The sequence below is a fragment of the Hoskinsella mucinilytica genome (assembly GCF_045223415.1).
GTDB lineage: Bacteria > Bacillota_I > Bacilli_A > Erysipelotrichales > Erysipelotrichaceae > Hoskinsella > Hoskinsella mucinilytica.
This window is the reverse complement of record NZ_JBEQZJ010000007.1, coordinates 36,029-56,954: the sequence shown is the minus strand read 5'-3', so window position 1 is coordinate 56,954 and position 20,926 is coordinate 36,029. Positions and strand designations below refer to the sequence as shown.

General features: G+C 34.8%; 25 protein-coding genes, 1 tRNA gene and 1 riboswitch. Of the genes, 5 read left to right on the top strand and 21 right to left on the bottom strand.

All coding sequences use genetic code 11. The features are described 5' to 3' along the window. Nucleotides 1-88: 88 nt before the first annotated feature. The 9 genes from UGRO018_RS03730 to UGRO018_RS03690 all read right to left on the bottom strand — a co-directional run bounded on the left by UGRO018_RS03730 (nt 89) and on the right by UGRO018_RS03690 (nt 7,906). The gene (locus tag UGRO018_RS03730; RefSeq protein WP_416325112.1) at nt 89-1,207 is read right to left on the bottom strand and encodes a hypothetical protein; all 1,119 of its coding nucleotides are present in this window, start codon (nt 1,205-1,207) and stop codon (nt 89-91) included. Between the two features lie 9 nt (nt 1,208-1,216). After that, complete coding sequence (locus UGRO018_RS03725) at nt 1,217-1,549, bottom strand: hypothetical protein (protein ID WP_416325111.1); 333 nt, start codon at nt 1,547-1,549, stop codon at nt 1,217-1,219. Next, nucleotides 1,542-2,432 carry an ABC transporter ATP-binding protein gene (locus tag UGRO018_RS03720; RefSeq protein ID WP_416325110.1) on the bottom strand — a complete coding sequence of 297 codons (891 nt, stop codon included), beginning with the start codon at nt 2,430-2,432 and terminating at the stop codon, nt 1,542-1,544. Before UGRO018_RS03720 ends, UGRO018_RS03725 begins: the two co-directional genes overlap by 8 nt. After that, a complete protein-coding gene (locus UGRO018_RS03715; protein ID WP_463667548.1) occupies nt 2,425-2,841 on the bottom strand; it encodes a GntR family transcriptional regulator in 417 nt (138 codons plus the stop codon). The genes UGRO018_RS03720 and UGRO018_RS03715 overlap by 8 nt, the downstream gene beginning before the upstream one ends. Nucleotides 2,842-2,923: 82 nt before the next feature. Further along, the gene (locus UGRO018_RS03710; protein WP_416325109.1) at nt 2,924-3,592 is read right to left on the bottom strand and encodes an ECF transporter S component; all 669 of its coding nucleotides are present in this window, start codon (nt 3,590-3,592) and stop codon (nt 2,924-2,926) included. Beyond that, nucleotides 3,589-5,151, bottom strand: coding sequence for an ABC transporter ATP-binding protein (locus tag UGRO018_RS03705; protein ID WP_416325108.1), 1,563 nt, complete (start codon nt 5,149-5,151; stop codon nt 3,589-3,591). The genes UGRO018_RS03710 and UGRO018_RS03705 overlap by 4 nt, the downstream gene beginning before the upstream one ends. Then, on the bottom strand, nt 5,118-5,987 hold the full coding sequence (locus UGRO018_RS03700) for an energy-coupling factor transporter transmembrane component T family protein (RefSeq protein WP_416325107.1): 870 nt from the start codon (nt 5,985-5,987) through the stop codon (nt 5,118-5,120). Before UGRO018_RS03700 ends, UGRO018_RS03705 begins: the two co-directional genes overlap by 34 nt. Further along, a complete protein-coding gene (locus UGRO018_RS03695; RefSeq protein ID WP_416325106.1) occupies nt 5,987-6,682 on the bottom strand; it encodes a DUF4430 domain-containing protein in 696 nt (231 codons plus the stop codon). Before UGRO018_RS03695 ends, UGRO018_RS03700 begins: the two co-directional genes overlap by 1 nt. 18 nt (nt 6,683-6,700) lie before the next feature. Beyond that, the gene (locus UGRO018_RS03690; RefSeq protein ID WP_416325105.1) at nt 6,701-7,906 is read right to left on the bottom strand and encodes a prenyltransferase/squalene oxidase repeat-containing protein; all 1,206 of its coding nucleotides are present in this window, start codon (nt 7,904-7,906) and stop codon (nt 6,701-6,703) included. A 119-nt stretch (nt 7,907-8,025) separates the two neighbouring features. Next, nucleotides 8,026-8,206, bottom strand: a riboswitch (cobalamin riboswitch). A 125-nt stretch (nt 8,207-8,331) separates the two neighbouring features. On the opposite strand from UGRO018_RS03690, the gene UGRO018_RS03685 reads away from it, so the two are divergent. From UGRO018_RS03685 to UGRO018_RS03670, 4 genes are all read left to right on the top strand, one after another. After that, complete coding sequence (locus UGRO018_RS03685; protein WP_416325104.1) at nt 8,332-8,646, top strand: ArsR/SmtB family transcription factor; 315 nt, start codon at nt 8,332-8,334, stop codon at nt 8,644-8,646. A gap of 87 nt (nt 8,647-8,733) precedes the next feature. Continuing rightward, nucleotides 8,734-8,809: transfer RNA gene (locus tag UGRO018_RS03680), tRNA-Asn, on the top strand. 228 nt (nt 8,810-9,037) lie between these two features. After that, nucleotides 9,038-9,319, top strand: coding sequence for a hypothetical protein (locus tag UGRO018_RS03675; protein ID WP_416325103.1), 282 nt, complete (start codon nt 9,038-9,040; stop codon nt 9,317-9,319). Nucleotides 9,320-9,452: 133 nt separating this feature from the next. After that, complete coding sequence (locus UGRO018_RS03670; protein ID WP_416325102.1) at nt 9,453-9,782, top strand: helix-turn-helix transcriptional regulator; 330 nt, start codon at nt 9,453-9,455, stop codon at nt 9,780-9,782. 64 nt (nt 9,783-9,846) lie between these two features. Here the strand turns inward: UGRO018_RS03670 and UGRO018_RS03665 are convergent, their stop codons facing one another. The 9 genes from UGRO018_RS03665 to UGRO018_RS03625 all read right to left on the bottom strand — a co-directional run bounded on the left by UGRO018_RS03665 (nt 9,847) and on the right by UGRO018_RS03625 (nt 16,332). Next, nucleotides 9,847-9,999: a hypothetical protein gene (locus tag UGRO018_RS03665; protein ID WP_416325101.1), complete on the bottom strand. Its 153-nt coding sequence runs from the start codon at nt 9,997-9,999 to the stop codon at nt 9,847-9,849. 11 nt (nt 10,000-10,010) lie between these two features. Continuing rightward, a complete protein-coding gene (locus UGRO018_RS03660) occupies nt 10,011-10,622 on the bottom strand; it encodes a hypothetical protein (protein ID WP_416325100.1) in 612 nt (203 codons plus the stop codon). 179 nt (nt 10,623-10,801) lie between these two features. Continuing rightward, complete coding sequence (locus UGRO018_RS03655) at nt 10,802-11,131, bottom strand: helix-turn-helix domain-containing protein (protein WP_416325099.1); 330 nt, start codon at nt 11,129-11,131, stop codon at nt 10,802-10,804. 117 nt (nt 11,132-11,248) lie between these two features. Further along, nucleotides 11,249-11,575, bottom strand: a complete 327-nt coding sequence (locus UGRO018_RS03650; RefSeq protein WP_416325098.1) for a helix-turn-helix domain-containing protein — start codon at nt 11,573-11,575, stop codon at nt 11,249-11,251. A gap of 156 nt (nt 11,576-11,731) precedes the next feature. Next, on the bottom strand, nt 11,732-13,081 hold the full coding sequence (locus UGRO018_RS03645; protein ID WP_416325097.1) for a hemolysin family protein: 1,350 nt from the start codon (nt 13,079-13,081) through the stop codon (nt 11,732-11,734). Nucleotides 13,082-13,205: 124 nt separating this feature from the next. Further along, nucleotides 13,206-13,673 (bottom strand): hypothetical protein, encoded by a 468-nt coding sequence (locus UGRO018_RS03640; RefSeq protein WP_416325096.1) that lies wholly within the window; start codon nt 13,671-13,673, stop codon nt 13,206-13,208. Nucleotides 13,674-13,773: 100 nt separating this feature from the next. Further along, complete coding sequence (gene deoC / locus UGRO018_RS03635) at nt 13,774-14,436, bottom strand: deoxyribose-phosphate aldolase (protein WP_416325095.1); 663 nt, start codon at nt 14,434-14,436, stop codon at nt 13,774-13,776. Between the two features lie 73 nt (nt 14,437-14,509). Continuing rightward, nucleotides 14,510-15,532, bottom strand: a complete 1,023-nt coding sequence (locus UGRO018_RS03630; protein ID WP_416325094.1) for a hypothetical protein — start codon at nt 15,530-15,532, stop codon at nt 14,510-14,512. A 137-nt stretch (nt 15,533-15,669) separates the two neighbouring features. Beyond that, nucleotides 15,670-16,332, bottom strand: a complete 663-nt coding sequence (locus UGRO018_RS03625) for a manganese catalase family protein (protein ID WP_416325093.1) — start codon at nt 16,330-16,332, stop codon at nt 15,670-15,672. Between the two features lie 114 nt (nt 16,333-16,446). Here UGRO018_RS03625 and UGRO018_RS03620 point away from each other — a divergent pair, with 114 nt between their 5' ends. Beyond that, nucleotides 16,447-16,842, top strand: coding sequence for a thioesterase family protein (locus UGRO018_RS03620; RefSeq protein WP_416325092.1), 396 nt, complete (start codon nt 16,447-16,449; stop codon nt 16,840-16,842). Between the two features lie 45 nt (nt 16,843-16,887). On the opposite strand, the gene UGRO018_RS03615 is transcribed toward UGRO018_RS03620, so the two are convergent. Genes UGRO018_RS03615 through UGRO018_RS03605 form a run of 3 tightly spaced genes read right to left on the bottom strand, consistent with a single transcriptional unit; the run spans nt 16,888 to nt 20,912 of the window. Further along, nucleotides 16,888-18,996 carry a transglutaminase domain-containing protein gene (locus tag UGRO018_RS03615; protein WP_416325091.1) on the bottom strand — a complete coding sequence of 703 codons (2,109 nt, stop codon included), beginning with the start codon at nt 18,994-18,996 and terminating at the stop codon, nt 16,888-16,890. Beyond that, nucleotides 18,974-20,017: a DUF58 domain-containing protein gene (locus UGRO018_RS03610; protein ID WP_416325090.1), complete on the bottom strand. Its 1,044-nt coding sequence runs from the start codon at nt 20,015-20,017 to the stop codon at nt 18,974-18,976. Before UGRO018_RS03610 ends, UGRO018_RS03615 begins: the two co-directional genes overlap by 23 nt. After that, nucleotides 19,989-20,912 (bottom strand): AAA family ATPase, encoded by a 924-nt coding sequence (locus tag UGRO018_RS03605; protein WP_416325089.1) that lies wholly within the window; start codon nt 20,910-20,912, stop codon nt 19,989-19,991. The genes UGRO018_RS03610 and UGRO018_RS03605 overlap by 29 nt, the downstream gene beginning before the upstream one ends. Nucleotides 20,913-20,926 lie beyond the last annotated feature (14 nt).

The following is a 20,926-nucleotide window of genomic DNA, read 5'->3' as shown; positions in this document are numbered from 1 at the left end:
TTTTTCACTTTGATTTTTATACTTTTTAGTATTTTTATCATCATATGATAATGAAAAAGAGCATTCCTCTCATGGAAGAATGCTTCTTTCATTCTACTGATTGCTCTACTTCATATGTGTTTATGAAATCTAGGAGCAAGGATTTCTGTTGTTCATTTAAGTCAAGGGTATAATATCTTGACATTGATCCTCCATCTTTTAATTCATAACTGAACATTGCGATAACATCATTTTGAAATGCGTGCTCATTATCATGTTTTAAATTTTCTTGTAGATGGATGATACTTTCAATTTTATCCAATGCCTCTGTTGTATACTGTCCACGTCTAGGATCATTTTCATCATGCTCTTCTCCATAGATAGAATCAATATCTCCAGATAAAACGAAAGTTGCATTTGCCACTTTTTCTGATGAAGGATATAGAGGTGTGATACCGAAACCATTTGTTATCTGATATCCCCACCCTATGCCATAGGCAAACACGCAGATTCCCATCAACAACAAGATATCCTTTCGTTTGATACGAATGCATCTTTGCGCAAAGAACAAAGTTCCAAAGTAGAAGCCAAGGCTTATGATGAATGGAATCAATAAGTTTTGTTGATTTGTATTCAAAGTAAATACGATCATTAGCAACGTGATAAATCTTATGATAAAAGGATAGGTTAGCTTTGAAGTTGTCTGTTGTTCACAACATTCTGCTTTACAGGCAATAAAGCTTTTCTTTGCGAAATGAAAAACGATCAAGGCCAAAACGATCCAATAGATCAAGATCATTTTCGTTTCTGTTGATAATACAAAATCATATTGGTTCGGAATAACAACAGGCTCTATCATGCCCATCGTTACCTGGATGCCCGCAACAATAGATTTGTAAAAATACATCGGTAAGGATAAACAAAGCGTAATTATATTTTGAAAGCCAAACGTTACATTGCCGGGTATCTGAAACAAGACTTCCGTTTGATGATTCACAAAGGTCGCAATCACCGCAATCACAAAATCTGGCAGTATCAAGTAGGCTACATTCACAAAGACCGCATCTAAGATACGATGACACTTGATATTGAAAAAGGTCACAATGGTATATTGAACAATCAAAACAATCAAAAGAATCAGACCAATCAAAAGTGTCGGACCTTCAATTGTCGGCATATCTCGATTAAGATAAGCGACCAGATAGCCAAGCAGAAATTGTATGATCAATGGAATAAATCAAAGAATCAAACCAATGACATATTGTTCACAAAACAGATGAGAACGTTTGATCGGTAAAGAAAAATAAGTATCATTCATTCGTTTATCATAGAGAAAACGAAATTGAAAGATAGAAGCGATAAACGCAATCACAAAACCACAACTTGCACATTGCTCAATCAAGGTTTGAAATAAAACCTCATCTATGGTTCCATGTTGATAACGTACCGTTGAAATCGACATATAGACGTAAAATGGTATCAACAAAAACAGTAATGCGTTGATCATGATCAAGGAGCGTCGATTCTTTTTTAATTCATAAAGTAAATGAGATTTAAATTCGCTATTCATGTACACCATACCCCTTTCTTTCCATTTCATAAAGGAAGACTTCTTCTAAATTGACAGGGAGTACTTCTATCATCAATGGTTCCATGGCTTTGACATATGCTTCTATCTGTTCTAAGTCACCTTTTACCACCAGTGTTACCACTCGTGACTGGATCTTTGCGGACATGATATCCAGTTCCTTAAAGTCCTCTAATGTTTTCGTTTCTGAGAACGCTAATTGAAGTTTATGAATCTGTTCTCTTGCATCGTCGATATTACCATGAGTAGAGATGGTATGTTCTTCTAAGATACCAAAGGTATCACAAATATCTTCTAGCTCTCTTAGATTATGGCTAGATATGATAATGGTCATATCTTTTTCTTCGATCATTTTAGAGATTGCTCGTTTAAACGTTAATCGCATCACCGGATCCAACCCATCAAAGGCTTCATCCAATAATAAATATTTAGGTGCAATCGCAAGTGCCAAAATAATGAAAGCTTGTCGCTTCATTCCCTTGGAAAAATCTTTGATCATTTTCTTTTCATCTAGCTGGAATATCGCCAGATATTTTTGGTAAACAGCTTCATCTAAGCCTGGATACCATAGCTTGTAAAATTCCTTCATTTCTTTTAATGTTGATTGAAAGAAATAGAATGGATCATCACTGATCAATAAAATTTGTCGCTTACCTTCGGGATTATCAAATATATTGACATGATCGATGCTAGCGCTACCTAAATCAGGTTTGATAATACCGGCAATGACTTTCAATAAGGTTGTTTTACCGGAACCATTGGGACCGATTAAGCCAAATACACTACCCTCTGGAATATCTAAATTCACATGTTCAAGAACAGGTGTATCTTGAAACTTTTTTGTTACATAATTGAGATTAAGCATGCGGTTTCCCCTCCTCATAAATGGAATGAATGATAACGAGCAATTGTTCTTGTTCGATATGATGCTGTTTCATATCCTGTACCATCTTTTTGAATTCCTTCAGCTTTTCAACTTTGATGAGTTTCTCTGATTCATTATCTGCGATAAAGCATCCCTTGCCTTTGATTGAATAAAGATATCCATGGTCCTCTAACTCTTGATATGCCTTGGCAACTGTATTAGGATTGATGCCTAGATCAGATGCAAGAGATCTAACAGAAGGTAATTTATCATTTGCGGATAAAATGCCAATGGAAATAAATTCTAGAATTTGTTTTTTGATTTGTTCAAAGATCGGCACACTGCTTCGAGTATCAATGATAAACAATACCATCACCTCCAACTGTACTAGTGTAATTGGTACACTCATACAGTAACATGCATTTCCTTCATTGTCAATGAAAAAAAAGATCAAACATCATTTGTTTGATCGCATCGTACTTTGACATTCATCAAAGATCATATTTATCACGTATTCTATCAAGCTTCTTGATCAATGATGGGTATAGTAATTCTACAAATATCATATTGGAAATCATATACATGATCGTAAATGGCAAAGAGGTCAATAAAATCGCTATATAACGTGACCAAAGAAAGCTACCTGCAGCCATTGTAGAATATACATCCATGAATACACTAAAGAAAACTCCTGCACCGATCGCATAAAGGATACGCACGATACGTGAAGAAAACCATTGGCGAAAACATCCTGCCCCTAACCCAATACATCCCCATGCTAACATTTGAAAAAAAGTCCAAGGTCCCTGTCCGAAAAACATATCCGATAATAATGCAGATAAACTACCACACAGAAACCCATTCCAACCACCTAGTGCTGCGCCTGCAATGATAACGATCCCCGTGACCGGTTTAAACCCGGGAGCCCATAAGAAGAATACCCTTCCGGCAACTGCTAAAGTAATCATACAAGCACATAACACAAGCTCGCTTAACCTAGGATTTTTTTTATCATATTGATACCAACACAAAGACAAAATACAGATAGCACCTACATTAGCATAAAAAAGAAAATGTTCTTGAAAGCCATTCATAAGAAATAATAGAAACACGCCCCACAAAGCAATCAAACTGATTCTTCGCTTCCAAAGATTGCTCATGGAATCACCTCTTGATAAGTAATGGCACATGGGTCATGATCTCTTGTACATTTACGCCAATAGGTTGTATAAAACGCATTATCAAGGAAAAAACTTCTGGTATCTTGTAAAGAAGTAATGGCTCCATCAAATAAAAATCCACATCGATCTGCACACAATGCCGCAAATTCTACATCATGAGAAACCATTAAGATCGTATGATGGCAAGATAGTTTTCTCAAAAGCTTAGCCAACTGTTCACGATGATACATATCCAAACCCTTACTAGGCTCATCCAAAAGGAAAATCACATCTTTTTCCACCTGCAACAGCAATAAACCAAGTGCCGCACGCTGTAATTCTCCACCTGAGATATCATAAGGATGTTGATTCAATAAGCCTTCTAATTTTAAAGTTTTCACTATTTCTTCTATCTGTTCTATGTTGGCATATTGTAAATATTCCTGCAACAAGCTATCTTTTACAAATAAACATCGAGGATCCTGTGGTAAATATCGAAGTTCTCGCTTGATATCAACTTTTCCAAATCGTTTGCGCTGCTTACTGTTCAACACCTTTAAAAATGTTGTTTTTCCACTACCATTTCCACCGAATAAACAAAGGATCTCATGTTCCTTCAACTGCAACGATAAATCTCTGAGAATATCTTTTTGATTTGGATGATAACGAATATACATATGCTCACAAGTCAAAACAGGTTGACCCTCCACCTTGCTAGGTTTCCATTCATGTATCACTTGATCTTTCATCATCATACGCATCTCATGATCACTGATTGCATTTTTCTCTTCTATCCGTTTATTCTCTTGCATATATCTTGCAGGAAATGGTAACAAAGCACTATGTTCTAAGGAACATTGATACAAGTATTCCGGCTTTCCTTGATAAGCAACACTTCCTTTTTCCAAATATATGATTTGATCACAATAAGGCAGTAATGGTTCTAACGAATGCTCTACCATTACCATTCCGATATCAAAGCTTTGATGAATTTGTAATAGCAAATCATAAAATTTCTGTCTTGCGACAGGATCTAATTGACTGGTTGGTTCATCTAATAAAATGACCTTAGGACGCATGATCAAAATGCTTGCTAAATTGAGCATCTGCTTTTGTCCCCCACTCAACTCTTTTAATGGAGTATGATACAGTTCTTCAAGACCTAGAAAAGAAACTGTCTCTGCGAGTCTTCGTTGCATAGTTTTTTGATCCATTCCCATGTTTTCTAAACCAAAAGCAAGCTCATGCCAAACCTGATCTGATACCAATTGCATTTCCGGTTGCTGAGAAACATAGCCTATTTGAAAAGCACTCTCTCTATCGGATAATTCCTCAACAGATACGCTTGTTTCACTTTCCCATAAAATAGTTCCCTCTAAGATCATCTTGGGATGAAGCTGTTTTTTCAACATACGTAACAATGTTGTTTTCCCACATCCACTCTCTCCGGCAATCAAAGTGATTTGATCATGAGGAATTTCTATATGTATCCCATGTAAAGCAAAAGAGGAAGAGCGTTGATAAGCTAATTTACGGATGTCGATTCGATATCTTCCCATAGCGCTGTCTCCTTTCTTGTGAACACAAAGGGTAATGCACAATACAACAGTATCAAAACACAAAGAAGAATGGCAGATCCTATCTCGATATGAGCATAAAAGGTTGGATACCACCAAAACTTAAGTCCCATAGATGCATAAACAGATAAACCAATGGTAATGACTTCATATCCCAAAAGCAAACGATCTCTTCGTTCCATTTTGTACTTTTGATAACAGCTACGTTTTTGTATTCCATAACCTCTGGAACGCATGGATAACGATGTTTCCACACTTGTTTCCATCAACCAAGTAATCAAACTTGATACGATCCATATATTTTCTTTGATCTTAGCGAAAAAACTGTTATGATGAACCATAAGACTCCTTGCGAAACTAAGATCATGATATTGTTTTTGTAGCCTTGATAATTGAATCATACTAAGTGAACACACGGTTGCAACATTAGGTGATATCCTTGTCATCATATATAAAATTTGATCAGTTTGAATCATATGAGAATAGATACGAAATAGATTGATGATACCACTTAACATACAGCCCAAATCAGCACCATAAGCTAAGGATTCCAAGGTGATCGGAGTATTCCATATCGTAAATAATACGTAAACTCCTCGATGTTGAACAATAGGATTGCTTAGTGTTGTCAATAAGATAAACAATAGATTATTTCGTAAAGTAGAACGCATGGATACATCAAACTCTAACAACAACATCCAAGATAGCAATAAGATCATTACATGAATGAAGGGATGAGAAATCAACGTATTCCACATCAGAAAGGTAAACACATAAACACTAATGACAAAAGGATGATATCGTTTCAGCTCTTGCATCAGATATCACCCGCTTTTACGCTATAGCGCCATTCAATCACATCATTCTCCTTGATATGATAAGCGTTACTTCCCACATTGGGCATCGTACCATTTACCTTATATAACCATCCGGAACTTGTCCCGGCATCGAATTCCCCTATTTGGTTGATATATTTCACATATCCCTGATTGGCATCCAACGAGATTCCATTTGCCTTACATACCTTATCCAAAAGCGAGTATGCTGTATCAGAATCTTCGATTTCCACTTTTGTGGAAGCCAATAATACCCCATCTGTTGGGATAAAAGCACGATATGGTTCCCCTACCTCTTCAACATGAGTCAAAATATTTCGCATATCGATAGAAATCGTTGCATATTTTTTTGCCTCTGGTTGTTCTATTTCTTCATTATGTTTTTCATTGGGTGGTGTAGAAGGTGTTTTATTTGATGAATCAGAAGTCTGTACTTCAGCTTCTGTTTCCTTTTTTGTTGTTTCTGGTTCTTCTTTTTTTGTATCTTGATCTGTTTTCTTTTCTGTCTGCTCATCTATCTGTATGAGTTGTTTCAAATGATCAATAGATGATATAGCGATTCTTTGTTCTTCTGTTTTCTTAGATGAATTTGCATATACAAACAGAAAAGAAAAGGATACGATGATGATCATAGCAAGTATAGCTAATTGAAGCCTTTTCTTATGATTCTTATGCATATCCTTTCCTCCTTATCATTAAGCGTATTTACGAATTGCGAAAACACCTGCGCCAACAAGTAACAATAAGCAGATTGCTCCATGCTCCTTGTTTTGTTTTGCGGTATCTTTGATGATCGGCTCTTCTTTTTTCTCTTGTTCCTGTGGGGTCACAACAGGTTTTTCTTCCGGTTCTATAATCGGTTGTTGTTTACGATTCTCATTTGCAAATGCTCCTGCTTGATATAAATAATATGGTGTATTCACTTTACTGTTTTGTAATGCAACAAGCGCACGCAATCCCTGTTCTGTACTGAATTCCAAATTTAATTCCATTTCACCGGTTTGCCAATTCGCAACTTCAAATCCAAGATTCTCAGCATTCTTATAGTTCATCAAACCATCCAACAAAGATTTTCCATTCTGAATAAATTGATGATCTGTAAGTACATCTTTTCCATAAGCTGTCATTGCTAAAATGGTCAAAGCCGTTGTACTTGCATTCTCACCATATCCATTATCCATAGCACCACTTACACCTTGCATTGAAGATAAATACTGAAACCCAGCTATCACAGCCGCATCAACTGCTGCTTTGGTATCATCACTTATCCCCATGGTCTTCGCATCTTGGTTTGCATATGGTGCTAATGCAGATAACACCATAGCTGTGGTATCTGGATCACTGCTTCCATAGGAACCTGAATAATCCGCATTATAATTCCATGCTTGATCGATCGGATTTCGTAGCTTCAATAATGTTTGAATCAATGCATCCTTATTTAAGTTACTTTCTTTTGCCGGTGTATAACCTGCACTATACAGAGCCTCTAAAGCAAATGTATAATCATTTACCAATGTGATCGTTTTTCCTTCAAGGACCGTAAACAAATTAACGGTTTCTCCATTTAGCACATAATGTGTGCTATCAAATCCCAATCCTTCAGATAAAAGAATAAGCTTTTCCACTTCTTGAGCTGAAGCTCTAGATGATGTTGCCAATGCTTCCTGAGCTTTTAACGTCGTTGTTTCCATTTGTTTCATTGATGCTTCATCAGCCCCATCAGCCAATACAGAAAGTGCATAAAAAGTATTCTCACTTCCCTTTAAAGATGCCATACTACCGTTTTTGATGGTGGTTAGCTCCTCACTCGTAACACTAGCTACATTTTCACTAGCATAAATCGGTACCACTGTGCCAAATGCCAAAGCACATGCAAAAACTAAACTTAATAATTTCTTCATACGTTCTCTCCTTTTCTAACAAAAGAAAAAGATAAGGATACTCAATAAAAAAACTCTTCCCATGATGAAAAGAGTACTTTATCTTTCTCAATCATGGTGTGCTCAATCGCTCGTTAATCACATCCATATAGATAAAGGCAAGTATTCCGGTTTCAGTTCTTCGTCTTGTTTCGTCTTCCCATGAAACACAGTGACCTTATGAAACAGACTCCCTGTTACGGCGGCGGGACCACGCAGGAATTTCACCTGCTTCCTTTTTCATCATAAATCGCTTTATGAACCTTTATCCTTATCATTTTTCAAATGAACATAGCTATTGTAACATGCTTTTCTATAAACCGCTACGTCAATCTTAAGTAATTTTAAGTTGACAAACATCGAAATCTCTTTTATTATAAAAAGCAACTAAAGATAGGGGTGTTCTTATGGAATTGAGCAGTAGAAAAACAGCAATGATATTCAAAGCATTTTGTGATGAAAACAGAATTGAAATTCTTGAAATTTTAAAATCCGGAGAGCATTGTGCATGTGAGCTTTTAGATCAATTGCAAATAGGACAATCCACTTTATCCCATCATATGAAAATCTTAATTGACAGTGGAATTGTCAAAGCAAAAAAAGATGGCAAATGGATCCATTATCACATAGACCCAAATGGATGTGAAAAGGCAATTGATATCATAAACTACTATAAAGAAACACAAACTAGAATTCCATCTTGTATCAAACAAAGAATTTAGAAAAAATCATAAAAATTTCAAGAAATTCTCTAAATGATATTGTCAAAAGCAATAGAATATGATATTATATCAAAGCGTTAAAAAAGTGCCTTAGTAGCTCAGTCGGTAGAGCATCCGGCTGTTAACCGGCAGGTCACAAGTTCGAGTCTTGTCTAAGGCGCCATGTAACGTTGAAACTCTGATATGATCAGAGTTTTTTTGTATTATCAACAAATTCTACCATATGATTCAATTCCTATATCAATCCTATGTTATCAATGATAAAAAAAGGAACACCATATCATTGGCTTGATTTACAAGTGAATATCCTTAGATAATTTAAAATCGTCATGCTTTTTATTGAATATTTCTTACATTTATTTTACTATAAAGTAGGAAGGAGATTTTAATTATGAAAAAAGAGAAGAAGATTTCATTATTCCCCTATGCTTATCCTAGAGCTCTAAGTGAAGAAGAAATACAAGAAAATATCGATTATGAGAACGAGCTTGAACAAATGAAAGAAGAGTCTTATGCCCTCAAGGAACAATGGGATGAGCAACAAAAATTAGATTACCTTCATCGATTATTTGATGAAAATGAATTTCAGCAAATAGCTGATTGGATCAAACGCATTGGTTTAGATAATGCATTTCAAAAAACCTACGCTTTATTTGGCAACTCTGAGGAGTAATTTTTTTTGGCAAGACTGTTCATAATCATGAACAACATCTCACTTTATCATCATTTTATCCATTATTATGTATACTGTATAGAATACAGGACATTTCACACACTATAATCAAAGTAAAGGGTGTGAAATAAACATGAACGATCCATTTATTGAAACAATTAAAAGAATTTTAAATCGAAAACGAATCAGTCAAAATGAATTGGCAGAAAAAGTTGGTTGTAGCCGTAGCTCTATGAGCTATTATCTTAATGGTAGAACACAAATGCCATTATCTATCGGGATTGCTATCGCAAAAGAATTACATATTGATCTAAACCATATTTATGATATTGATACCTCCAAAATCATTCTAGATGAAATTGAAGAGGAACTTTTGAATCATTTTCGAAAAATCCCGGCTAAGAACAAAAGAATTGTTGCTCGAAGTATGATAAATCTCATGTATTCTACTAAAGACGAATAAAGATTACTGGTTCGTTAAAATGTTTAAAAAAAGGAAGCGATTTAGACTTAGGCTTCCTTTTTGTTTACTCTTCTTTTTTATTTGTTAATGGATATGCTATGATTGAAAGAATGAATACAACCATAGCAAAATCTGCAATATATTCAAAATCTCTTAGTCCACCATACACCATCAAACTAAAGGATATCCATATAATCTTCGTGATTGTATTTTGCATAAATAATGTACCTAAATGTAAAATTTATGAGACATTGTATATTCTACATAATACATAAATGGTGCATCTCTTTTCATTTCAAATCTTGCATCAAAATTTATTGAATAAGAACCACTTACGTATGCATATTTACTTCGTAAAATGACACTTGTAAAATCGTTAGCTGCATAAAGATAAGTATCATGTACAGCATTGAATCTTCTTGAAGCCCAAGATGTATCAGCATCAGGATAATAATATGAAGCATAAACTCCAAACTTTGCACATGTACTTCGTCGTGGATCATTATATTCATCTGTTGGTGTATAGAAATAAGATTCAAAATAACCATAATGAAGTATCATTGATCGTGGCTGTATTTCACCATTAAGTGATCTTTCTTTAAAACAATTAAAATCCTTTTGCGTGACTTCAATCTCCGCTTGTTCATAAGAAATACCATTATTTCTTGCTATATGTTCTATAAACTCCTCTCTAGTTAATTCCGTGAAACTGTCGTTTTGTTGATTTATAACAATTTCATCTTTTTTTCTTATTTCTCTCTCTCCTTTGGCTTGAATTGATAATGGTAATAACAAAAACGAACAAATAACTAATGATAGCAAAATTTTAACTTTTCTCATACCCATGTCCCTATAGGTAGCATATTGTATGCTACCTTCCTTTACATAGTTATACTACTACAAAAAAAATATATATTCAAGGATTTAATTATATAAACATTTATGTTATAATAGTTAAGACGGATAAAAGCCAATTCTTATATAAATAGAAAAAACAGCATCTTAAAAAATCAACTGACCTAATCTGTGTGATGCTGTTGATATAATAAATAATTCATATAATGAGATAATTCAGTTTGCTGAGTTGCATCTAAAAGACGATAGGTCTCTATCAATTTCATTTCTTCCTCTGTGATAGCTCCATCATAAATATGATAAAACCTATTCAAGTTTAAATCTAATATCTTACAAATTTTCACCATATTTTGATATGGTATTTCATTTTTTCCAGTTAGATAATGAGAAACCTGACTGGCAGTGACACCTAATTTATTCGCAAGTTTACCCTGTGTCATATTTAATTCTTTTAATCTCTGCTTGATCAGTTTACCAAAATTTATATTCTCCATAATTTACCTCGTTTGAATAAATTATAGAGTTATCATACTTTTTTAGATATACATATTAAGTGATAATATATATTTTATGTATAAATTAAGTATCCCTTTATTGTAAAGTCAAAAAAATTATTCGTTATGGAATTTCTCATCACGAATCCTCACATAGTCAACTTTTTCTGTTGCGTATTCTTCTTTTTCTTCTCCCGTTAATATCCGCATTTCCTTTTGAACCATTCTGTTAAATGCTCTTAAGCTCATCCCATAGTAAGAACAGATAGCCTCTTTATCCGCTTTCGTTATGATTGCTCTAGCATTTTCTAATTTTCCATAATATTGTCTGCTCATATGCAGTTCATTCGCAAGCTCATACTGTTTTGATCCTGCTTTACTATTTCTCAGTCGCTTCAGTATCAAAGCAGTAGCCCATTCTTTCACTTCTGCTTTATGATTCATAGCTACCTCCTTTTTTCTAAGGATAACATAAAGCTTGAAAAATGCAATAATAAACTTTTTAAAAGTAAAGATCCAATCTCAATAAATGCTTCTTCTCTTGAACCAATCATACATAGATAGATACCATTTAGATAAGAAAAAGACCTCATCGGTCTTTTATGCTGTTGTTTCATCTTCTTGTTTTGTTTCATTTTCTATTGTTAATTTTATTTTCTCTATGTGTTTATCTTCCACTTCAAGAATATCAAAATGTAGATTTTTATAGTTAATACTTGTTTTTGATCCGTCTTCTAGTATTTTTCCCAATAAGCCAAGTAGAAATCCTGATATGGTATCATGATCATCACTTTCTATTTCCAAAGATAATTCTTCATTTAAATCATCTACGTTCATAAAACCATCGATCAAATAAGTATGATCATCTAGCTTTTTTAGTTCCGGTTCTTCGATTTCATCATATTCATCTTCGATATCACCCATGATTTCTTCTACCAAATCCTCAATGGTTGCGATACCTGAAAATCCACCATATTCATCTACTAAAATTGCCATATGTTGACGTTTTTTCTGCATTTCTTTAAATAATTCATCAATATTTTTTGTTTCTAATACAAAATAAGGTTTTCTTAATAGTTTTTTGATATCGATTTTCGCAAAATCATAATGATATTTATGAGCTTCGATCATAAAATCTTTGATATGAAGAATACCGATAATGTCATCTACGGTATCATCATATACAGGAATTCTTGTATAATGTAACTCCATCAAATCATCTAAGTAGGACTCCATAGGATCATTGATATCAATACAGAATACCTCTGTTCTAGGTGTCATAACATCTTCAGCTTGAATATCATCAAACTCAAAGATACTATTGATCATCTCGGTTTCTGTTTCATTGAACACACCATTTTCCTGTCCGCTTTCCACCATAGAACGTATTTCTTCTCTTGATAAAGATTCTTCTACATTTTCATCATGCATGCCAAAGATACGCAATACAAATTTTGTAGACCAGGATAAAATTTTGATAAACGGTGAAGCAATTTTAGAAATCACCACAATTGGTTTGGCACAAAACATGGAAAATTTCTCTGCGTTTTGCAAAGCAATACGTTTTGGAACCAATTCACCAAAAATCAGCGTCACAAAGGATAATAAAATCGTAATTACAACCATTGCAATGGTTTCTCCATAAGGAATCTGCCATTGTTTTAATACTGTAGCCAAACGAAGGGAAATACCGGTAGCCGCACTTGCGGAATTAAAGAATCCAGCCAATGTGATTGCTACTTGAATGGTAGATAAGAATGCAGTAGGCTCTTGTAGAAGCTGTTCTACAAGCTTTGCTTTCTTATTTCCTTCTTCCACCAAACGGTGGATCTTTGTTTTACTTACTGAGACTATGGCCATTTCGCTGGCAGCAAAGTAAGCATTGATCAGCGTCAGTATTACGATCAGCAGTAATTGCAGCATCATCGATGACGCTTGGGGGTCATCCATAAATCATCTCTCCTTTTTATAATTTGATAGCATTTTAACAAATTTTACTATAAATGTAAAGTAGGGCATCTATTTCCTATGAAAATAGATCGTTAACTTTCTTAGCTCTTACTTAAAGAAAGATTCACCTTTTGCGTAACTTCTTTTCTTCTATTTGTTGTTTTCGATATTCTCTTTGTTCTTCTAGGGTTAATATTCTGATCTGAGTTTCTTCAAATTCCTCATATTGTGATCTTTGATATAGGGGCTTTTTCGTTAAACAATGTTTTGTTTGATGCTTCTTCAAATAAGAAGCCAATTCCTTTTCATCCTTGAAAATCTTATAAGATAATCTTCCAGAAGCATCTTGTAATTCATAGATTCCACAACAACATTTTGTAGTAACGTCTGCTGTTCTGAGATATAGGATCGCTTTTTCAAGAGATTGAAAAGGGAAATTCCATCGCTGTAAACCTCTTTGCTTATCCTTTTCAATGCAAATACATCTTCCACATGTTCCACATATATATTGTGTATGTTGCTTTAAACATTCCTCTGGTTTCAAAAGCGGGGTGATCCTTCGATACGTACTATAACATTCTTTGCATTCCATATATATCATCTCCTTCCCTTTTATTATGACATCAACAACTCTTTAATCAAGAAAAAAAACAGTAAGCGAACTATATTACGCTTACTGTCTATTCCTGCTTTTAATATCCGCCTTCGCTTGTTTTTCTTTGCATAAGAGTTACTCCGGCACTTGTTCCAATACGATCCGCACCGGCAGCAATCATGGTTTCCATATCTTCATAGGTTCTTACACCACCTGCAGCTTTTACTTTACAAACATCTTGAACGGTTTCCTTCATCAACTTTACATCTTCTACCGTTGCCCCACGAGTAGAAAAGCCAGTAGATGTTTTCACAAAGGTCGCTTTCGCTTCCATACATAACTCACATGCTTTTACGATTTCTTCCTTTGTTAATAAACAGGTTTCCAAAATCACTTTCACACAATGTCCTTGTGCAGCTTCAACAACTGCTTCGATATCTGCTTTGACAGCATCATAATGCCCTGCCTTCATTTCACCGATATTTAAAACCATATCAACTTCATTCGCACCATTGTTGATTGCATCTCTTGTTTCAAATGCTTTTGCATCTGTACTCATTGCGCCTAAAGGGAATCCAATGACAGTACAAACCATCACATCACTACCTGCCAATAACTCCTTACAAGTTGGTACCCAATACCCATTTACACAGACACTCGCAAAATCATATTCTTTTGCTTCCTCACAAAGCGTTTTGATTTTATCAATGGTTGCATCTGCTTTTAATAACGTATGATCAATATACTTATTCAATTTCATTTGAACGACCTCCTTCTATACTTTTAGTATACCATGAAGCAAGGATGGATAAAAGCAATTCACTTGAATTCCTTTATTCATAAGGCTCCTTTGTACGAAATTGTTTTGACCAATAAGTATGTATAAACGGATCTCGTACTACTCTTAATGTCAACTTATAGAAACATAGATATCTACATAGTTCTATACCGATGAGAATCATTGCTGCTTTCCATGTATAATGTTGACTCATAAAAGTTTCTATGATCATCGGTATTGTCATAGTTTGCCTGATTGCTTCACATAGCCACGCAAGAAACAATAGCACTTTCGTAAAACGATGATAGAAAAACATCATAATGATGGGAAACATCCATATCAAGATAGAGAATAATGTGGATAAAATGACCTGTCTTTGTACATAAGCGATTCCGATATCATGACGATCATTCATTTGCATAAATATCATGAAAACATAAAAGAATAAGAATCCTCCAAATGTCAAAGTGCTGAATAGGAAAGCATTGATTCGTATATGTTTTTTCGCTTTTAACACCAATGGACTTGTTTGAGGGAGACGTAATATCAAAGGGATAGCATCATGATGTTGGAAAGGTAGCTCTTGTAGCGGTTCTTCTTCCTCATCCTCTTCCTCCTCTTCATCCTCTTCTTCATCCAAAGCATCTTCATAAATAATATAGGCACTCCAAATGCATCGCATGAATGGATCACAACGCATCTTTAACATACAGGATAGTACGATGATCGTCTTACACCCAATGAGAGCCGCATATAAATAATTTAATACTTGATCACTTTGTATAGGAAGAGATACATCCAACATGAGTTTCATATCATAAAGAGAATACAGAGAACAAATTGCTCCTATGGAAAATAAAGTTCTTCCGATCTTTCGAAATCGCCACATCATCCTAATCAGAAAAAGCCAAATCATCAGCATGCTGATCGTTTTTACAAGATAAATAAAGATAGCATCAGGATATGCTTTCATAAATAACATATCAACAATGAAATATCCCAACACTGCATAACAAAGTAAGAACATATAAAAAAGTATCAGCATGACCCTTACATTCTGCTTCCCTTTTCTTCTCATAGATGCATAGTTCTCTTTGGTTATCTTTTTTCTCATGTCTTTATTATACATGAAAACTTACTTGCATGTTTATATAAACCATCTTTTCCCGGGTAATATTTCAAATAATAAAAGCAGAATATTTCTATCCTGCTTCGTTACCTTTCTTTTGTATCTTTGGGTGTTAAAAAATATGGGTTTGGCTTATCAAAATAATTACTTGTATCTAAATCCCATGATTCATGCGTATCACCCTCACCAAACTCCTTCATTTCGGTATGAGTCGTTAAAATATGCAACGTGTTTTTCAACACATCAATGGATTTACAAGTACTTTCTATCAAATAGGTAAATACCTTTGAAGCCTCTTGATCTTTTAGCTTTTTCTGTAATTCTTCATACAATTCTTTTCTTGTATATTCAAATTCTAAATCACGCATGATTGCGGCACTAAGATCGTTATTGACATGATGAATTTCTTCATGTTCTTTTAGAATCTTTTCCTTTTCCTCATCACTCATAATATATTCAAATACAGGAGTATCATCATTAGATTCATCATAATAGCGATCATCTTCGCCATGTTCTAAATGAATCAATACTGCTAAAATTTCCATATCACTCATCTGCTTTGCGCCTAAACGCATAAAGATCTGTTGAAAGGTTTCGTTATGAATCATAAATGCTTGGCGTACATACACCATCGCTTGTTTTAATCCGGCGCTTGTTCCATGCAGAATCGAATCTAATAAAAAATAGCTTTCCGGATCAGGTCTGTCTATCTTGATTTCGATAGGCAACTTTGTATCATATATAAACATATCATTACCTCCGTTACCTTAGTAGTATGTGCATGTCCTTTGGATTCTATATCTTTTTTCAAAAATTTGTATAGAATATGCTATAATAAATTCATTGAATGGAGGCTTAAAAACATGAAAGAAATCGTACTTAATACAGCTTTAGATAAAGAACTTACCGTACAAGAAAATCAACTTGCTTGCAAAGTAGGTAGTGGCATCGTTGAGGTATATGCAACTCCTATGATGATTGCGTTAATGGAACAAACTGCCTGTGAATGTCTGAATCCTTTTTTAGATGAGGGAGAAACAAGCGTAGGTGTCATGATGAATACAACGCATGATGCTGCAACACCTGCAGGTATGAAGGTATTTGTTCATGCTGAAATCAGTGCTGTTGATCGAAAAAAGGTAAGTTTTAACATAACGGCAAGAGATGAAGTCGATGTAATCGCAACAGCAACGCATGATCGATTTATTGTAAAGAAAGATGCCTTTGAAACAAAAGCAAAAGCAAAACTACAAAAATAAGGAATTGAAAAAACTGTGACACATTGATCTATGTCACAGTTTTCTTTATTTTATTGCCTTCCAAAAGACAACATAAAGTTTCTCTTTGATAGAAAGCTGTTGATAACAGGTCTGTATCTGTTGGATAAGATGGGTATAAACTTGTTGATATTCTGCTTCATCCATCGTATGTTGAGAATATATCGCTTTATCTAAAATACGATGATCTGATTCATCGATATCTACACCATATAACGACCATTGGGTTAGATAGGAACTGCATTCTTTTAATGCCTGTTTACGATCTTTTTGCGTCATGTTGTGCATCCATTTTTGATAGCGACGTTTATGGATCCAAAACATGAAGAATAATGCTACAATCGGGATAGCTATTGGAATCAGAAACTCAACAGGAAGATCAAATTGTTCTGTCTTTGTTTCCTTTGGTTCTGTTGTTTGATTACTACCTTCTTGATTTTGTGATTGTTGTTGCTCTTGAGGTTTGTTGTTCACAGTACCCTCATTTGGATTTTCTTGATTGGGATTGTTTTGTGTTGTCGAAGTTGAAGCAGAAGTTGAGGATGGTGTTACTTCGATTGGTAACCAACCTTGTTCTTCATCAAATACTTCTACCCACGCATGTGCATCTTTATCTAATACACTTGCTGTTCCTTGGTCTTGAAAGGAGCTTTTAGAAACATGATATCCTTCCACATATCGAGCAGGTAGCCCAAGATATCGAAACATTAAGGTAGCCGTTGATGCATAATGTACACAATAGCCCTTTTTATTTTCCGTCAAAAAATAGGTGATAAAATCTTGATCTGTCGGTGTAGCTCCCGGTTTCAAGGTATAGCTTGTTTCATGATCTAAATAAGATTTGATGACAGAAGCAGCTTCATCTACAGTATATTTCTTAGAAGGATAAGCGAACCTCAAACGATGAAACAGAGAAGAAATTTGGCTGGGAACATTCAGATATCTGGTTTTCACAAAATAATCATAGTTACGGTCGAATTTGTTTTGTTTTTGATCTTTTAGATTTTCCATATCCAAAAGTTCATATGTTATCGTATGACGTTTGGTTGTCGCAAAAGCATCATATTGTAATTCATAGTCTTTAGGTATTTGTGCCAAATCATAAGGAAGCAATGCATAACGATCATCTGATCGTTCATCCTCTATTTCCATTGTTTCTCTTGAGGCATTATGATTGATTTCATGTGTGTTCTTATACCAAAGAAAGCTGTTTTCCCAATCAATTTCCTGACCCTCATAATAATTGTTCCCTAGCATTTTCCATTTTTGATCCTCATAAACCGCCCCTGTAAAGGTCTTGATATAGTATTCTTTGATAGAAGATGCTTTTACCTTCATTTGTTCGATATTTAAATAATATCGATCTTGTGCATTTCTTAAATCAACTTCACCTTCCATTTGCGCTATCATATGGTGTGTGATATTTTGATATAGCTTTTGTACTTGTAATCGTGCATGTTCTACCCATTGATTCTCTTTATATAGAAACTGTGGAAATATACAAAGAAGCGCAAAGCTTATCGCAAAAACAAGCCCTGTCATTCTTTGAAAGCTTTGTTTATTCATCTTAGATAATACATCATGTTTTATGAGTGTTCCTGAAATAAACAGCAATATCCAAAAGCTGAACAGCATTGCATCAAGCAAAAAAAGTTGTGGGATACGATACATGATCGTCGGTACAAACAATGAAAGGCTTAAGATAAAATCTAATCCATACCATGCATGATTTTGAATGGTTACACTTAATACAAGCACATAGCATATAAATACAGCCAATATACAAAATGTCGCATAAAATAAATGGTTTCCATCTTCCGTTAGCTCATACACATTGAAGACATAATGATCATTGTTTGTGTAAACCTCTACCATTTGATTATAAAGATATTGAAATCCATCAATAAGGGAAGAACGAAACAGAAACAGGATGATAAAAAACATCGCAAAGAATACAAGCAACAAGGTCCCATTACGCTTCATAACGATCCATTGTATGAAACAATACAAAGGCATTGCCAATAACAAGAATAAAGGAAAAGAGAAAGCTGTGGGAAAAGCTGCCATGAAACATGCAAAGACACTAAAGGTACCTAAAAAAATCAAAAAATGATCATAAGGAAGACGTTTTTCCATTGTATGGTCCCTCCTTATCTTGTAACTTCATCAATTCATATCCATGAATACGATATTGAATATCATCAACCTTCTTTTCTATGATGCTTTCATCCCTTGGTACACTCAGAATATCAGATAATACTTGACGAATGGTGGAAAGCTGCGTCATTTCCACGGTATGAGGTTGATGCTGAAAGAAATAAGCGCATTTCAATTGTAAGCCTTGTGTTAAAAAGATGCGAGCAGTGGTATGAAACGTGGTCAATGTACGTTCTACTATTTCTTGATTTCCTCGCATATCAAGCTGTAGAACAATTTGTGCTTGTTCTAAATTGGCATATTGGCGAACCATCGGCTTCTGTAACTTATATGTCATTTTATGATGGATACGTTTTAAGGAATCACCCTCTTGATACTCTTTGATTTCATAGCTATCATCTGATTGAAAACCAGTTCTTCTAGCGATTTCTTTTTCCTTTTCCATCCCATGTTTTCCAAGTTCTTCAATCGTTGAGGATTGCATATAAGGAGGCATCACAAGCATTTGTGCATCAGCTTTACATGGATAGCGCTTTTTCCACAATCCCAATAAATCAATAAGTTCATAGGAAGAAATCATGGCTTGTAATCTTCCACATACCTTACAATCCACCATTTCCTTTTGTTGCACATGTTTACCTGATAAACATGCAAACTGATAAACTTCCTTTTCTTCATAAAATAAATTTTCTATCTGACATTCCAATTTCATGATTGCTATCGGAAAGAACCCTCCCATCGTCTGAATCACTATGGCTTCTTTCTTTCCCTTTGTCGTATCTTTCGCAGAAAAACTCAGCGTTAATCGTAATTTTTTTCTTTGTGCTTTCATCATTCCTAAACTTAGCCATGGAAGACATGTCGTTAATACAAACAAATAAAAGGTCAAATAGCTTTGATAAAATAAATAAAAGATGCAAACCGCAATCCAGATGCAGCCATATCGGATCCTGGCAAGCAATACCCCTGATTTATTCCCCTTTAGGAACCGGTGTTTCATTTCGTATTTGTGTTAAAACAGCTTCTACATGGCTGCGATCATTGTCATTTTGCATGATGATCCTATGTCCGAGTACATCAAATAATATGCTTTGGATATCACGAGGAATCACATAGTCACGATCGTGAACATAGGCGTTTGCTTTGGCAAGCTGTAATAAAGAGATGCTCGCTCTGGGACTTGCTCCTTGTAAGATCTGTGGATGATTCCTGGTTGCATTTACCAAAGATACCATATAATCCAACAAAGCATCGTGTACATATACCTTTTCAACTTCCTTTTGCATCATCAAAATATCATCTACGCTCACAACTGCCATCACATCCTGCATAGGATCATGATCACTCTTTCTTTTTAAAATATCTATTTCATCCTGTGGACTTGGATAACCAATGCTCATACGAACCATAAAACGATCCATCTGACTTTCAGGCAAAAGCTGAGTACCTGCAGAACCAAATGGATTTTGCGTCGCTATGACACAAAAAGGAGCCAACGCTTTCTGTGTAAAACCATCCACAGTAATATTGCCTTCTTCCATGACTTCTAACAATGCAGCCTGTGTCTTACTTGAAGTACGATTGATTTCATCTGCCAAAAAAATATTACAGAAGATAGCTCCTTCATGTAGACGTAGCTTTCCTGTTTCATGATCCAATGAAGTAAATCCGACTACATCGCTTGGTAAGACATCTACGGTAAATTGAATTCTTCTGGTATGTAAGGACATTGCCTTAGAAAAAGCAACTGCAATGGTCGTTTTCCCGACACCGGGTATATCTTCTAATAGGATATGTCCCTTTGCCAACATGACCATCAAAACTTTTTTCAGTATCTCTTCTTTTCCTACAACAGCTTTTTGAACCTCTTGTAGAATCATTTCTGTTTTTTTCATTGTTTCCTCTTCCC

Bases quoted from the DNA above. Each gene is read 5' to 3' on its own strand.
- UGRO018_RS03630 (WP_416325094.1), bottom strand. From the start codon at position 15,532: ATGAGAAGAAAAGGGAAGCAGAATGTAAGGGTCATGCTGATACTTTTT.
- UGRO018_RS03610 (WP_416325090.1), bottom strand. From the start codon at position 20,017: ATGAAACACCGGTTCCTAAAGGGGAATAAATCAGGGGTATTGCTTGCC.
- UGRO018_RS03705 (WP_416325108.1), bottom strand. From the start codon at position 5,151: ATGGGAAGATATCGAATCGACATCCGTAAATTAGCTTATCAACGCTCT.
- UGRO018_RS03655 (WP_416325099.1), bottom strand. From the start codon at position 11,131: ATGGAGAATATAAATTTTGGTAAACTGATCAAGCAGAGATTAAAAGAA.
- UGRO018_RS03640 (WP_416325096.1), bottom strand. From the start codon at position 13,673: ATGGAATGCAAAGAATGTTATAGTACGTATCGAAGGATCACCCCGCTT.
- UGRO018_RS03645 (WP_416325097.1), bottom strand. From the start codon at position 13,081: ATGGATGACCCCCAAGCGTCATCGATGATGCTGCAATTACTGCTGATC.
- UGRO018_RS03685 (WP_416325104.1), top strand. From the start codon at position 8,332: ATGGAATTGAGCAGTAGAAAAACAGCAATGATATTCAAAGCATTTTGT.
- UGRO018_RS03725 (WP_416325111.1), bottom strand. From the start codon at position 1,549: ATGAATAGCGAATTTAAATCTCATTTACTTTATGAATTAAAAAAGAAT.
- UGRO018_RS03605 (WP_416325089.1), bottom strand. From the start codon at position 20,912: ATGAAAAAAACAGAAATGATTCTACAAGAGGTTCAAAAAGCTGTTGTA.
- UGRO018_RS03615 (WP_416325091.1), bottom strand. From the start codon at position 18,996: ATGGAAAAACGTCTTCCTTATGATCATTTTTTGATTTTTTTAGGTACC.
- UGRO018_RS03710 (WP_416325109.1), bottom strand. From the start codon at position 3,592: ATGAGCAATCTTTGGAAGCGAAGAATCAGTTTGATTGCTTTGTGGGGC.
- UGRO018_RS03650 (WP_416325098.1), bottom strand. From the start codon at position 11,575: ATGAATCATAAAGCAGAAGTGAAAGAATGGGCTACTGCTTTGATACTG.
- UGRO018_RS03625 (WP_416325093.1), bottom strand. From the start codon at position 16,332: ATGTTTATATATGATACAAAGTTGCCTATCGAAATCAAGATAGACAGA.
- UGRO018_RS03700 (WP_416325107.1), bottom strand. From the start codon at position 5,987: ATGCAAGAGCTGAAACGATATCATCCTTTTGTCATTAGTGTTTATGTG.
- UGRO018_RS03715 (WP_463667548.1), bottom strand. From the start codon at position 2,841: ATGAGTGTACCAATTACACTAGTACAGTTGGAGGTGATGGTATTGTTT.
- UGRO018_RS03620 (WP_416325092.1), top strand. From the start codon at position 16,447: ATGAAAGAAATCGTACTTAATACAGCTTTAGATAAAGAACTTACCGTA.
- UGRO018_RS03675 (WP_416325103.1), top strand. From the start codon at position 9,038: ATGAAAAAAGAGAAGAAGATTTCATTATTCCCCTATGCTTATCCTAGA.
- UGRO018_RS03695 (WP_416325106.1), bottom strand. From the start codon at position 6,682: ATGCATAAGAATCATAAGAAAAGGCTTCAATTAGCTATACTTGCTATG.
- UGRO018_RS03660 (WP_416325100.1), bottom strand. From the start codon at position 10,622: ATGAGAAAAGTTAAAATTTTGCTATCATTAGTTATTTGTTCGTTTTTG.
- UGRO018_RS03720 (WP_416325110.1), bottom strand. From the start codon at position 2,432: ATGCTTAATCTCAATTATGTAACAAAAAAGTTTCAAGATACACCTGTT.
- UGRO018_RS03670 (WP_416325102.1), top strand. From the start codon at position 9,453: ATGAACGATCCATTTATTGAAACAATTAAAAGAATTTTAAATCGAAAA.
- deoC (WP_416325095.1), bottom strand. From the start codon at position 14,436: ATGAAATTGAATAAGTATATTGATCATACGTTATTAAAAGCAGATGCA.
- UGRO018_RS03665 (WP_416325101.1), bottom strand. From the start codon at position 9,999: ATGCAAAATACAATCACGAAGATTATATGGATATCCTTTAGTTTGATG.
- UGRO018_RS03690 (WP_416325105.1), bottom strand. From the start codon at position 7,906: ATGAAGAAATTATTAAGTTTAGTTTTTGCATGTGCTTTGGCATTTGGC.